Consider the following 13,596-nt stretch of genomic DNA (forward strand, 5'->3'; position numbering starts at 1 on the left):
GACGATTTTATTGAAACATCAGCACCCAACAAGCTAGCAACTGCACAGCTTGTTGGATGCCACCTAACTATTATTTTTTCTTCAGGCGTAGTACCAATTCCTCATCTGGTGTTACGTACAATGTTTTTTGCTCAAAATAAATGACGAAGCCGGGCTTTGCGCCATTTGGCTTTTTGACTTGACGGATTTCTGTGTAGTCAACTGGTACGGATGAAGATTCTCGTGCTTTACTGAAATAGGCGCTGAGCACTGCGGCTTCATGTAATGTCGTTTCGTCAGGTGTTTCGCTATGAATAACAACGTGCGAGCCTGGGATATCTTTTGTGTGTAGCCAAATATCATTTTTCTTTGCGAGCTTAAATGTTAAAAAATCATTTTGTTTATTATTTTTACCGACGGAAATAGTTATACCTGTTGAAGATAAAAAGGCTTCAGGCATAGGCTTTGTCGGCTTTTTCTTTTTTTTCGAGGCACGCAGACGTAAAAAGCCTTGCTCAGCTAGTTCCTCGCGAATTTCCTCGATATCGCTCGGTGCAGCTTGTGCCACCTGCTGTGCGAGCATTTCGAAATAGTCGATATCCGTATGCGTTTTTTCTAGCTGCTCCTCAATCATAACAAGTGCATTTTTCGCTTTATTATAGCGCTGATAATAATGCTGGGCATTGTCAATTGGCGTTTTGCGCGGGTTAATGGCAATTGTCACTGATTCACCAGTATAGTAATTTTCAACAGTTACATTTTCTTGCCCTTTTTCAAATTGATAAATATTAGCCATTAACAGCTCGCCGTAAAGCTGTAATTGGTCTAGCTTAGAGGCTTGCTCGTAATCCTTTTCAAGCTTTTTCGTTTTCAGCTTGAGCTTATCTACCTCATTGCTAAGCCAGCGCTCTAAATCACCAGCTTGTTGTTTGACACGGTCACGCTCTGCACGTGCAAAAAAGACACGGTCCAAAAGTGAGCCTAGAGTTGGGTATGTAGCAGTTTGCCCAGTTAAATGCGTTAATGAGCATGGTGAGAAAACAGCTTTGCCATCCTTATCAATATAAGTAGGGCTCATGGCATTCGTCAATTCCTGTAAAAATAGCTGAAATGCTGCGACTCCATGTGCTAAACGTGCTAATAATTCCTCCGCATGTAGCGGTGAGAAGCCAGCAAAATGTGCGACTACTTCCTTAGCGCTTTTGGGCTCTGCAAAAAAGTCCTTTATCTCTTCCTCTGTAACTGTATATGGATTTACCTTATGCTGCGCAGGTGGTGCGATATAAGGCTGCCCCGGTAAAACAGTACGGTAGCTATTTAAGGAAGGCGGTAAATGCTTTAAGCTATCGAGAATTTTATCATTTACCGCATCAACTAATAGACAGTTGCTATGTCTGCCCATAATTTCGATAATAAGCTTGCGCATAATTTTGTCGCCAACCTCATTTTTGCTCTCCACGACCATATGCAATATGCGCTCTGTGCCATCCTGCGTAATGGCATGAATAAAGCCCCCTTCCAAATGCTTGCGCAGCAGCATGCAAAACATTGGCGGCTCGGGTGGGTTATCAATCGTCTGCTCTGTTAAATGTATGCGTGCGTAGGAAGGATGAATTGAAATAATTAGTTTATGATTTGTGCCGGTTGCCCGAATATGAAGCATTACTTCCATGGCATTTGGCTGGTGAATTTTTGTAATACGTCCTGATACTAATTGTTGAAGCTCCTGCGCAATTGCGCGTGTAAATAATCCATCAAAAGCCATATTCATTCCTCTTTCGTTCAATACTTGATTCACTTAATCATAGCATTTTTTACCGATAATACTCTAGTTGAATGTTTTTCTTTAAAATGTAGGAAAAAATATACCATCCTATGTTATAATGGTGTGCAGTATTTTAAAGGAAGGTGTGACGGACCTTGGTGCGTAGTATGACAGGCTTTGGCAGGGGTGTCACAACGACAAAATCGTATCAATTAACGGTTGAAGTTCGTGCTGTGAATCATCGATTTTTAGAAATAAGCACAAAATTTCCGAAAGAATGGATGGAAGCAGAGGTTTTAGCAAAAAAAATGCTTTCCACCGCTATTTCACGCGGAAAGTTAGATGTATTAATTGTTATGAAAGAACTTCAGGCAGAAGAGCAGCATGTACAAATAAATTGGCCTTTACTCGAAGCATACATAAATGCGAAAGAAGAATTATCACAAAAAATCGTTATGCAGGAAAAGTGGTCGATGCAGGAAATTGCGATGCTTGACCAAGTGCTTGTCGTAGAAAAACGGGAGGCAGTACAGGATGGTCTACTTGCTTCTGTAGAGCGAGCGATGCAGGAAGCGATTGAAAATTTAGTGCAGATGCGTGAGCGTGAAGGACAAGAGTTGAAGCTAGTTATGTTACAATATAAAGAACAATTGCAGCAGCAAATAGCAAAGATTCGTGCCACGTCTTCTGATGCGGTAATGAAATACCGTGAGCGCTTAAAAACACGAATTGAAGAAATTGCTAGTGGGCAGCTACTAGAAGAACGGTTGTTAATGGAAGTGGCATTATTCGCAGAGCGTGTAGATATTACAGAGGAGCTAGATCGTCTTGATAGTCATTTTGGTCAGCTTGAGGAAACGTTGGAGGAGCAAGGGGCTATTGGTCGTAAGCTTGATTTTTTAATGCAGGAAATGCATCGAGAAATCAATACAATTGGTTCGAAAAATCAGTCCTCCGAGAGCTCGATTGCAGTCGTGCAAGCGAAGGCCATTTTAGAGAAAATGCGTGAGCAAGTTCAAAATATTGAATAGCTAAAGGGAGATTTAATAATCAATGAAAAAACAACGCGGCTTATTAATCGTATTGTCCGGCCCTTCTGGTGTCGGAAAAGGAACGGTTCGTAAAGAGCTATTTTCACAAGCGAATACAAATTATGAATATTCGATTTCAATGACGACACGTCAGCCTCGCGAAGGAGAAGTAGACGGTGTAGACTATTTTTTTAAAACGCGCGAGGAGTTCGAAGCGTTGATTGAACAGGGGGGGTTACTAGAGCATGCTGAGTTTGTCAGCAATTACTACGGCACGCCACTTACTTACGTAAATGATACGCTCGCTGCGGGGCGAGATGTATTTTTAGAAATTGAGGTGCAAGGAGCAGCGCAAATTCGCACGAAAGCTCCCGATGCGTTATTCATTTTTTTAGCGCCGCCAAGTCTTTCAGAATTAAAGGAGCGACTAGTTGGACGAGGAACAGAAACGGAGGATATTATTGCCAAGCGTATTGCCACAGCGCGAGAAGAGCTGGAAATGATGAGCCTTTATGATTATGTTGTAGAAAATGATGAAGTTCAAAATGCATGTGATAAAATTAATGCTATTATTAAAGCAGAGCATTGTAGACGTGAGCGCGTCGAAAAAATATACTTGTCAATGTTGAGAGGAGAATAATCTATGTTATACCCATCAGTAGATGCGTTAAAAAAAGAAATCGATTCAAAATATTCGCTTGTGAGCTTAGCTTCAAAGCGAGCACGCCAAATGCAAGAGCAAGGTGGCGAGAAGCTTGGTAAATACGTATCGTATAAGCCAGTAGGACGTGCATTAGAAGAAGTAGCAGCAGGTGTTTTACGCAAAGAGGCACAGGATGCTTCAACTGTTTACGAGGATGAAATCTAAAACTACTTAAAAACTACTATTTAGCTCCCGAGGAAATGTTCTTTGGGAGCTTATCGTTTGAAAGGGTGGGAAATCAATGAGCAAAAAAAATATTTTACTATGTGTGACAGGTGGAATTGCTGTTTATAAGGCGGTTGCTCTCGTAAGTAAGCTAGCGCAGGCAGGAATGAATGTAAAAGTTATTATGACTGCGTCGGCAAGGCAATTTGTCAATCCGTTAAGCTTCCAAGTAATGTCTAAAAATGATGTTTTTTTTGATACATTTGATGAAAAGGATTCGAGTGTTATTGCCCATATTGATTTGGCTGATTGGGCTGACCTTGTGCTTGTCGCGCCTGCAACAGCCAATGTTATTGGAAAGCTAGCAAACGGTATCGCAGATGATATGGTTACAACAACTTTGCTAGCGACAACAGCCTCTGTGTGGATTGCGCCCGCAATGAATGTCCATATGTACGACCATCCAGCGGTTAAACGTAATATCCAGCAACTTCACGAAGATGGCTATCAGTTTATTGAACCTTCGGAAGGATTTTTAGCGTGCGGCTATATCGGTAAAGGACGTTTGGAGGAGCCAGAAAAAATTACAGCGCTTGTGCTTGCGCATTTTGCCGCGCAAAATGAAAGAGAAGAGCAGTAATGGCACGTATTGCGAAAGTAATTGTAGATGTGGCAGCATACCCTGTCGACCGTCCATTCGATTATATCGTGCCGGCTGATTGGTACGATTTAATCGAATGTGGCTGTCGTGTCAAAGTACCATTTGGACCGCGCAATGTGCTCGGCTTTGTTGTTGAGCTTGGAAGTGAGACAGATGTACCGTTAGATAAAATCAAGCCAGTGGCGCAAGTATTAGATATGGAGCCTGTGCTAACAGAAGAAATGCTAGCATTGGCAAAGTGGTTAAAAAAAGAAACAATTTGCTATGAAATTGACGCATTGCAAGTAATGCTGCCGTCGGCTTTAAGAGCGAAATATGAAAAAATGGTTCATCTACAAGCGCCGCTTGAAGAGCTACCTCCTTTCATAGCAGCACTTTTCCAAAAGTCATCAAAAGTGAATTTTAAGCAATTTGACAAGCAAGGGCTGCTAAAAGAGTTGAAGCAGGCGATAAAACAGCAACAGGTGCGCCTTGAAAATGAAGTGAGGCAACAAGGAAATATTAAAGAAATTCGCAAAGTGCAAATTCATGCTGATGTTGCCTATTTAACAAAAATTGAACAGCAATTATCAAAGCGAGCAAAGAAGCAAATCCAATTAGTACAGTGGATGCAGACACATTGTGGTGAAGTGTTTTCCCCTGATGCAATTTATGAGCAGGTCGGTGTAACAGCAAGTGTTTTACAGGCACTTATCGAAAGTGGTGCTGCACAATATATTCAAGAAGAGGTGTATCGCGACCCCTTTACAAAGGATGTAGAGCAGACGACCGCCTTACAGTTAACAGATGAACAACAGAAAGCATTAAATCAGATTACAGCAGCTATGGAAAGACGTCATAATGAAACCTTTCTATTACACGGTGTAACAGGTAGTGGGAAAACTGAGGTGTATTTGCAGGCGATTTGGCAGGCGTTACAGGATGGCAAAGAGGCGATTATGCTCGTGCCTGAAATTTCACTAACGCCACAGATGACAGAACGCTTTCGCTCGCGCTTCGGTGAGCTAGTTGCTGTACTACATAGCGGGCTATCTGTCGGGGAGAAATACGATGAATGGCGCAAAATTCAACAAGGTAAAGTGAAGGTTGTTGTAGGTGCACGCTCGGCAATTTTTGCCCCCTTTCAAAATGTTGGGCTTATTATTTTAGACGAGGAGCATGAATCAACGTACAAGCAGGAGGATGCCCCTCGCTATCATGCACGTGATGTGGCAATTTGGCGCAGCAAATTTCATCACTGCCCTGTTATTTTAGGCAGTGCTACACCAGCGCTTGAATCGTTCGCAAGGGCGAAAAAAGGCGTCTATACATTGCTAACGTTGCGACAGCGAGCAAAGCAGCAGGCCTTGCCGAGTGTGGAAGTTGTCGATATGCGTGAGGAATTGAAGCAAGGCAATCGCTCGATGTTTTCAACGAGCCTAATCGGAGCGATGCGTGATAGATTAATACGGCAAGAGCAAATTGTTTTATTTTTAAATCGTCGTGGTTATTCAAGCTTTGTGCTATGCAGAGATTGCGGCACAGTTGTGCAATGTCCAAATTGCGATATTTCATTAACGTATCATCGCTATAATGAAAAATTAAAATGTCATTATTGTGGCTATGATGAGTATGTACCGCAAAGCTGCCCACAATGTCAAAGTGAGCATATTCGTTTTTTCGGAACAGGGACGCAAAAAGTCGAGGAGGAAATTTATAAGCTCTTTCCAGAGGCAAAAATTGTGCGCATGGATGTCGATACAACATCGCATAAAGGAGCACATGAGCAGTTGTTGGACGTTTTTGCGAGCGGGCAGGCAAATATTCTACTTGGTACGCAAATGATTGCCAAAGGACTTGATTTTCCTAATATAACGCTTGTTGGGGTGTTAAGTGCCGATACGTCCTTGCATTTACCTGATTACCGCGCAAGTGAGCGCACATTCCAACTTTTAACACAGGTAAGTGGTCGAGCGGGGCGTCATGATTTACCAGGCGAAGTAATTATCCAAACGTATACACCTGAGCATTATGCAATTGAACTAGCGAAAGAGCAGCAGTACGAGCCGTTTTATACGCGAGAAATGCATGCGCGTCATCAAGCTGGCTATCCACCGTATTATTATTTAGCGCTCGTCCAAGTGTCGCATGAGGATGTCATGTTGGCGGCTGAATATGCTGGGCGAGTAGCGGATTATTTGCGTTCAAATTTATCTTTTGGTGTTGCTATTATCGGTCCAACAACCGCTAGCATTAGCCGTATCAACAATAGATATCGCTATCAATGTTTGATAAAATACAAAATAGAACCGAATTTAATTGATACATTATTGCAATTGATTAAAATATATCGAACAGACTGGAGCAAGAAGGGCATACAGCTTATCGTAGATCTTGATCCAGTCGTCATTTAAGAAAGAAGGAACGAAATATGGCTATTAAAGAGGTAGTAAAAAGCCCCTCAGCAATTTTAACGACGCCTACGAAGGAAGTCGATGTGATTAATGAAGAAATCATCCAGCTATTAGATGATTTATATGACACAATGGTGGAATATGACGGTGTTGGTATTGCAGCACCGCAAATTAATGTTGGTTTACGTGTGGCAATCGTGGAATTAGGTGAAGACATTTTAGAAATGATTAACCCGATTGTTTTAGAAACGAAAGGGCAGGAGGAAGATGTGGAAGGTTGTCTAAGTTTTCCCGATTTATTCGCAATGGTCAACAGACCTACATATGCGAAAATCGAAGCCGCTGACCGTGAAGGGCGTATTTATGAACTGGAGGCAGAGGATTTTGAGGCGCGTGCTATTTTACATGAAATAGACCATTTAGATGGTATTTTATTTGATTCAAAAATAACGCGTGTGCTAACGGCGGAAGAAATAGAAGAAATGTATGCGGAAGAGGATGAGGAGGAATAATATGACATCGATTGTTTTTATGGGAACACCTGCCTTCTCCGTGCCGATTTTACGCATGCTCCATGAGGAGGGCTATCATGTGCTAGCCGTTGTTACACAGCCAGATCGTCCAGTTGGTCGTAAAAAGGTATTAACACCACCACCAGTGAAAGAAGAGGCGCAGCGCTTAGGCTTGCCAGTTATTCAGCCTGAAAAGCTACGTGCCTCACAGGAGCTAGAGCAAATTTTAGCACTAGCACCAGACTTAGTTATCACTGCAGCATTTGGGCAAATTTTACCAAAAGCGCTGCTTGATGCACCGCGCCTTGGCTGTGTTAATGTGCATGCTTCATTGCTACCTGCATATAGGGGAGGAGCACCAATCCATCAAGCTATTATCGATGGACAAAAAGAAGCAGGTGTAACGATTATGTATATGGCTGAAAAGCTGGATGCAGGCGATATGATTAGCCAGCAGGCAATTGCTATTGAGGAAACTGACCATACAGGAAGCATGTTTGACAAGCTAAGCATCGTTGGACGTGATTTATTAAAGCAAACATTGCCTTCTCTTGTTGATGGTACAAATAATCGTATAGTACAAGATGAAACAAAGGTAACCTACGCGCATAATATTAACCGAGAGCAGGAGCGCATTGATTGGCAGCAAAATGCACGTACGATATACAATCAAGTACGTGGTCTACATCCATGGCCAGTTGCCTACACAACCCTTGAAGAGAGCAATGTGAAAATTTGGTGGGCGCAAATTGGTACTCGGAAGCACCAAGCTGCACCGGGTGAGGTTGTGCATATCGCTAAGGATTATTTTGAAATTGCGACTGGTGAAGGCGGGTCAATTGCTGTTTATGATTTGCAACCGGCGGGGAAAAAACGTTTAAGTGCAGAGGAGTATTTGCGCGGCACAGGGGCAAAATTGCAGATTGGAGACCGTTTTGAATGACGAAGAAAAAGCAGCAAATTTGGAATGGTAATGTACGTGATGCAGCTTTAAGTATTTTATTATCGGTCGATAAAAACCAAGCATACAGCAATCTATTATTACACCAAACAATTGAGAAATATAAAATAGAGGCGAAGGACCGTGCGTTATTAACTGAAATTACGTATGGTACACTACAGCATAAATTAACATTGGACTATTATTTAGCCCCATTTGTGCGTGGTAAAGTGGAAGTATGGGTACAATGGTTACTACGCCTATCGCTATTCCAAATGCATTATTTAACACGTATTCCGCCACATGCCGCAGTGAATGAGGCTGTGGAAATTGCTAAAAGACGTGGGCATAAAGGCATTGCTTCAATGGTCAATGGCGTGCTACGCTCGATTATACGTCAAGGCGTGCGTTCAACGGAGGAAATAGCGGACGAGGTAGAGCGTCTTGCGATTGCAACAAGCCATCCGCAGTGGCTAGTAGAGCGTTATATTGCAGGATATGGTATAGAACGAACAACAGCTATGCTTACGCATAATAATTTACCCGCAAAGCAGACGGTGCGTGTCAACACAATAAAGGCAACACCTGAAAAAGCGATTGCTGCTTTAGAGCAGGAAGGGCTGACTGTTTCGCAAAGCGCATTTTTACCTGAATGTTTAACAATTACAGGTGGGCAAGCGGCACGTACAGCTGCTTTTAAACAAGGGCTTATTACGATTCAAGATGAAAGCTCTATGTTACCAGCAAATGTGCTAAATCCACAGCCAGGTATGCGCGTTTTAGATATGTGTGCAGCACCTGGTGGCAAAACGACGCATTTAGCGGAAAAAATGCATAATGAAGGGGTGATTCTTGCCTTAGATTTGCATCCGCATAAGCTTGAATTAATTGATGAAAATACAGCACGCTTAAGTATTGATATTGTGCAAACGGCACCGTTAGATGGGCGCAAAGCGGCAAATACTTTACAAAAGGGCAGCTTCGATGCAATTTTAGTCGATGCACCATGCTCTGGGCTAGGGGTTATGCGTCGTAAACCAGATATTAAATATACGAAGAAAATAGAAGATTTTGCTAATTTACAAGCAATTCAACTTGCGATTTTAGCAAATGCTGTAGAGTTGTTGAAGCCAGAAGGTCGCTTAGTTTATAGTACATGTACAATTAATCAAGAAGAAAATGAAGGAACGGTACAAGCCTTTTTAAAAGAGCATCCGAATATGGAGGCTATTGTATTGGAAAATTTACCGCAGCAGCTTGTTCACGAGCAGCGGGAAGGAATGCTTCAGGTATTCCCACAACATATGGATAGTGACGGCTTTTTCGTCGCTGCCTTCGTAAAAAAGGAGACAAAATAAATTTTATGGACCAAAACAAATTCGATGAGCGCATTTTAGACTTAGTCGAGGAAGCAGAAGAAAAACCCACACGCCGTGAGAAAAAAGAAAAGCCACAATTAAAGGAATCGATTTATTCATTGCGTCCTGAACAGTTGCAAGAGTGGTTAGTTAATAATGGAGAAAAAGCATTTCGCGCAGGGCAAATTTATGATTGGTTATATCATAAACGTGTAAAAACATTTGAGGAAATGTCGAATTTGTCAAAGATATTGCGTGAGAAATTAGACGCACAGTTTGCCTTGACGACTTTGGAAACAATTATTCAACAGGAATCAAAGGATGGAACAATCAAATTTTTATTCCAGCTACAAGATGGCTATTCAATTGAAACGGTATTAATGCGCCATGATTATGGTAATTCCGTTTGTGTAACGACACAAGTGGGCTGTCGCATCGGCTGTACGTTTTGTGCTTCTACTTTAGGCGGTTTAAAGCGCCATTTACTTGCGGGCGAAATTGTGGAGCAAGTGGTGAAAGTACAGCAGGCTTTGGATGAAGTAGACGAGCGTGTTAGTCATATCGTAATTATGGGGATTGGGGAACCATTTGATAATTACGAGGCGATGATGAACTTCTTAAAAGTAATTAATGATGAAAAAGGATTGAATATCGGTGCGCGCCATATTACTGTATCGACATCAGGTATTGTGCCGAAAATTTATGATTTTGCAAACGAGCAGCTACAAATCAATTTTGCACTTTCACTACATGCACCGAACCAAGAATTACGTCAAAAGCTCATGCCAATTGCGCGTGCCTATAAGCTGGAACAATTAATGGAGTCAATTCGTTATTATACGAAGAAAACAGGGCGTCGTGTCAGCTTCGAGTATGGTTTATTCGGTGGAGAAAATGATTCTATTGAGCATGCAGAGGAGTTAGCGAAGTTAATCAAAGGGATAAAATGTCATGTCAACTTAATCCCTGTTAACTATGTTCCTGAGCGCAATTATGTAAGAACACCACGCAATCAAATTTTTGATTTTGAAAAAACATTAAAGAAGCACGGAATTAACGTGACAATTCGTCGCGAACATGGCTCGGATATTGATGCAGCCTGCGGACAGCTGCGTGCAAAGGAGCGAGCACAAGAAACAAAGTAGGTGGAAAATGTGAACTTTACAGTTGAAAGTGATGTTGGCTTAAAGCGTTCGGAAAATGAGGATCGAGTAGCTTTTTGTGAACGTCTAGATCAGTATAAGCTAGCGGTTTTAGCTGACGGTATGGGCGGACATAATGCAGGTGATGTAGCTAGTGAAATGGCAATTACCGCATTACAGCGTGTATTTTTACAGGTGGAAGCTGCCGAATTAGCGACAGAAGAGGCGAGGCAGCAATGGTTAAATAACGTAATATCACAAATAAACGAAGACATTTATCATTATTCATTATCACATGAAGGCTGTAAAGGGATGGGGACAACACTTATCGCCGTTGTGATTGATGGTGCTCACTGCACAATTGCTCATATCGGTGATAGTCGCGTCTACCATTTTACGACGGAGGATGGCGAGCTCATTACACGTGACCATTCCTATGTCAATGTATTAGTAGATAATGGTGAAATTAGCGAGGAAGAAGCACAGCACCATCCGCAAAAAAACTTTATTTTAAGAGCTTTAGGTACAGAGCTAACAATTCAAGCTGATTTTTATAGCATGGAGCTGCAGCAGGATTCCTATTTACTTATTTGCTCAGATGGTTTAAGTGATAAGCTTAGCCTACATGAAATGGCAGCATTAATTACGTTGCCGCTCGTCTTACAGGAAAAGGGGAAAAAGCTTGTACAGCTTGCAAATGAGCTAGGCGGCGAGGATAATATTTCACTTATTTTGTTGACGCTAGAGGATAGGGAGGTGTAAGGGATGATTATCGGCAAAAGAATTAGTGATCGTTATAAAATTATAGAACTAATTGGCGGTGGTGGGATGTCCAATGTTTATTTGGCCCACGATATGATTTTAAACCGCGATGTAGCGATTAAAATTTTGCGTTATGATTTTACAAATGAAGAAGAATTACATCGCCGATTTCAGCGTGAAGCACTTTCGGCAACAAGCCTTACACACTCCAATATTGTTAGCATTTATGATGTTGGCGAAGATGGCGATATGCATTATATTGTCATGGAATATATTAAGGGCAAAACGCTAAAGCAATACATACAGGAGTTTTCGCCTTTATCGCCTGCACGAAGCGTTCATATTATGAAGCAGCTTACATCAGCGATTGCACATGCACATGAAAATGGCATTATTCATCGCGATATTAAGCCGCAAAATATTTTGATGGATTTAGATGGAAATGTAAAAATTACAGATTTCGGAATTGCGACAACCTTAAGTGCAACGAGCTACACGCAGACGAATTCAGTGATTGGAACGGTACATTATTTATCCCCAGAACAGGCGCGTGGCGGTATAGCAACAGAAAAATCCGATATTTATGCACTCGGTATTGTATTTTACGAGCTATTAACAGGGGAATTACCGTTTTCAGGTGAATCAGCGGTAGCTATTGCCTTGAAGCATTTGCAGGCGGAAACACCTTCTGTTCGTGCATTTGATGGTTCGATTCCACAAAGCGTGGAAAATATTGTGTTAAAGGCTACGGCAAAAGATTCAAATCATCGCTATGCGAATGCTGAGGAAATGGAGCAGGATTTAGAAACATGTCTATCAGCAGAGCGCATTCATGAACCTAAATTTATTTTACCTTTTGATAATGATGCAACGAAAATTTTACCGATTATTAAAGATGAAAAAATGCCGGTGCATGATATTGCAGAAACGAAGCAGATGAAGACCGTGAAAAAATCACCTCCTTTAGAGCAGCAATCGCCGCCAAAAAAGAGGAAGAAGTGGCCGCTAATTGCAGCTAGCATTGCCCTGTTAGCTATAATAGCAGTTGCTGCAATTTATTTCATGAAGCCGAAAAAAGTTGAAATTCCGAAAGAGATAATTGGTATGACAGTTGAGGAAGCAACGCAAGAGCTTGAAAATTTAGGCTTCGTCGTTGGTGAAATCGAAGAGCGAAATCATGAGGAAATCGAAAAAGATACAATTATTGAAACAAATCCAAGAACGGGTACTTTGAAAGTAAAAGGTACGGAAATAAAGCTAATCGTTAGCCAAGGGGCAGAAACTTCCAAAATGGCCAACTACGTAGACCAAAAGCTTTCGCAAGTAACTACATTGCTTGAAAATTTTAAGGATTACAAATTGGAATATGAAAATAGTGAGGTCGAGGCAGGGACGATTATTCGTCAGGAGCCACAAGCTGGCGAGGAAATTATTGTAGGAGAAACAACGGTTACACTTGTTATTAGCGAAGGGAAAAAAATGATTAGCATAGACAATCTTGCTACCTTCTCACGTGCGGCACTTGAAGAATATACAAAGCGCCATAATATACAATGGCGTGTCGTTGGGGAGGAAACGTCTGAAACGATTCCGGCTGGTAGTGTAATCTCCCATACCCCGAAAGAGGGAGAGGAGATAGTGGAAGGTGGAACACTAGAGGTCGTTCTATCAAAAGGACCACCTGCTAAAAAGGAAAAATTCTTTACGGAATCCATAAATATCCCTTATGAGCCGACATTCAATGAAGAGGGCGAGGAGGAGCGAACGGAGCAAATCGTCCATATTTATATTCAAGACAAAAATAATTCGATGTCCGAGCTGTACGACACATTAACGATTACGGAGTCGACGAGCTATCGTATTGAGCTAACGATTGAGGAAGGAAGCTCTGCTGCTTACCGCATAGATCGTGATTCATTCAAAATTGCCGAAAGAACGATACCATTCGATAGTTTACCGAACTAATCTAGCTTTTAGATTAAATTGTATTGCCTTATCTTCAGCGAAAGGAGCCGACTTTTAAGATGGTAGCTACTTGAAGCTGAAAAAGGTATGCTTCTTCTACTCTCACAAGAGAATATTGACTGAAAATGAATTTTTATCCCGCATTGATGGGCAGTAAGACGCCCATTTCAAGGCTTAAGTGAAAATGGTCTTAAGGATAAGTTGAAGATGAACTGCCCGT

The 13,596-nt window shown here is 41.7% G+C and carries 11 protein-coding genes and 1 pseudogene; 11 read left to right on the forward strand and 1 reads right to left on the reverse strand.

Annotated elements, in window-relative coordinates:
- Window positions 1–70: 70 nt before the first annotated feature.
- Window positions 71–1,744, reverse strand: a complete 1,674-nt coding sequence (locus C9J36_RS03600; RefSeq protein WP_107942261.1) for an Rqc2 family fibronectin-binding protein — start codon at window positions 1,742–1,744, stop codon at window positions 71–73.
- A gap of 155 nt (window positions 1,745–1,899) precedes the next feature.
- Here C9J36_RS03600 and C9J36_RS03605 point away from each other — a divergent pair, with 155 nt between their 5' ends.
- The 11 genes and pseudogenes from C9J36_RS03605 (at window position 1,900) to pknB (ending at window position 13,376) form a co-directional block, all read left to right on the forward strand.
- On the forward strand, window positions 1,900–2,775 hold the full coding sequence (locus C9J36_RS03605) for a YicC/YloC family endoribonuclease (RefSeq protein WP_066169871.1): 876 nt from the start codon (window positions 1,900–1,902) through the stop codon (window positions 2,773–2,775).
- Window positions 2,776–2,797: 22 nt separating this feature from the next.
- On the forward strand, window positions 2,798–3,415 hold the full coding sequence (gmk, locus tag C9J36_RS03610; RefSeq protein WP_107942262.1) for a guanylate kinase: 618 nt from the start codon (window positions 2,798–2,800) through the stop codon (window positions 3,413–3,415).
- A gap of 3 nt (window positions 3,416–3,418) precedes the next feature.
- Entirely contained in the window at window positions 3,419–3,643 is a 225-nt protein-coding gene (rpoZ, locus tag C9J36_RS03615; RefSeq protein ID WP_066169878.1) for a DNA-directed RNA polymerase subunit omega, read from the forward strand.
- 76 nt (window positions 3,644–3,719) lie between these two features.
- A pseudogene (coaBC, locus tag C9J36_RS03620) lies at window positions 3,720–4,268 on the forward strand (bifunctional phosphopantothenoylcysteine decarboxylase/phosphopantothenate--cysteine ligase CoaBC); the annotation flags it as partial.
- Between the two features lie 14 nt (window positions 4,269–4,282).
- Complete coding sequence (priA, locus tag C9J36_RS03625; protein WP_107942263.1) at window positions 4,283–6,697, forward strand: primosomal protein N'; 2,415 nt, start codon at window positions 4,283–4,285, stop codon at window positions 6,695–6,697.
- A gap of 17 nt (window positions 6,698–6,714) precedes the next feature.
- Window positions 6,715–7,209 carry a peptide deformylase gene (gene def, locus C9J36_RS03630; RefSeq protein WP_107942264.1) on the forward strand — a complete coding sequence of 165 codons (495 nt, stop codon included), beginning with the start codon at window positions 6,715–6,717 and terminating at the stop codon, window positions 7,207–7,209.
- Window position 7,210: 1 nt separating this feature from the next.
- Window positions 7,211–8,152, forward strand: coding sequence for a methionyl-tRNA formyltransferase (gene fmt / locus C9J36_RS03635; protein WP_107942265.1), 942 nt, complete (start codon window positions 7,211–7,213; stop codon window positions 8,150–8,152).
- Complete coding sequence (rsmB, locus tag C9J36_RS03640) at window positions 8,149–9,507, forward strand: 16S rRNA (cytosine(967)-C(5))-methyltransferase RsmB (protein WP_107942266.1); 1,359 nt, start codon at window positions 8,149–8,151, stop codon at window positions 9,505–9,507. Before fmt ends, rsmB begins: the two co-directional genes overlap by 4 nt.
- A gap of 5 nt (window positions 9,508–9,512) precedes the next feature.
- The gene (gene rlmN / locus C9J36_RS03645) at window positions 9,513–10,652 is read left to right on the forward strand and encodes a dual-specificity RNA methyltransferase RlmN (protein ID WP_066169897.1); all 1,140 of its coding nucleotides are present in this window, start codon (window positions 9,513–9,515) and stop codon (window positions 10,650–10,652) included.
- Between the two features lie 9 nt (window positions 10,653–10,661).
- Window positions 10,662–11,411, forward strand: a complete 750-nt coding sequence (locus tag C9J36_RS03650) for a Stp1/IreP family PP2C-type Ser/Thr phosphatase (protein WP_066170309.1) — start codon at window positions 10,662–10,664, stop codon at window positions 11,409–11,411.
- A 3-nt stretch (window positions 11,412–11,414) separates the two neighbouring features.
- Entirely contained in the window at window positions 11,415–13,376 is a 1,962-nt protein-coding gene (gene pknB / locus C9J36_RS03655; protein ID WP_107942267.1) for a Stk1 family PASTA domain-containing Ser/Thr kinase, read from the forward strand.
- Window positions 13,377–13,596: the final 220 nt, after the last annotated feature.

Source organism: Metasolibacillus fluoroglycofenilyticus (assembly GCF_003049645.1).
GTDB lineage: Bacteria > Bacillota > Bacilli > Bacillales_A > Planococcaceae > Metasolibacillus > Metasolibacillus fluoroglycofenilyticus.

Excerpts from the sequence above, each read along its gene's own strand:
- C9J36_RS03600 (WP_107942261.1), bottom strand. The coding sequence starts at position 1,744 with ATGGCTTTTGATGGATTATTTACACGCGCAATTGCGCAGGAGCTTCAA.
- gmk (WP_107942262.1), top strand. The coding sequence starts at position 2,798 with ATGAAAAAACAACGCGGCTTATTAATCGTATTGTCCGGCCCTTCTGGT.
- rpoZ (WP_066169878.1), top strand. The coding sequence starts at position 3,419 with ATGTTATACCCATCAGTAGATGCGTTAAAAAAAGAAATCGATTCAAAA.
- priA (WP_107942263.1), top strand. The coding sequence starts at position 4,283 with ATGGCACGTATTGCGAAAGTAATTGTAGATGTGGCAGCATACCCTGTC.
- def (WP_107942264.1), top strand. The coding sequence starts at position 6,715 with ATGGCTATTAAAGAGGTAGTAAAAAGCCCCTCAGCAATTTTAACGACG.
- fmt (WP_107942265.1), top strand. The coding sequence starts at position 7,211 with ATGACATCGATTGTTTTTATGGGAACACCTGCCTTCTCCGTGCCGATT.
- rsmB (WP_107942266.1), top strand. The coding sequence starts at position 8,149 with ATGACGAAGAAAAAGCAGCAAATTTGGAATGGTAATGTACGTGATGCA.
- rlmN (WP_066169897.1), top strand. The coding sequence starts at position 9,513 with ATGGACCAAAACAAATTCGATGAGCGCATTTTAGACTTAGTCGAGGAA.
- pknB (WP_107942267.1), top strand. The coding sequence starts at position 11,415 with ATGATTATCGGCAAAAGAATTAGTGATCGTTATAAAATTATAGAACTA.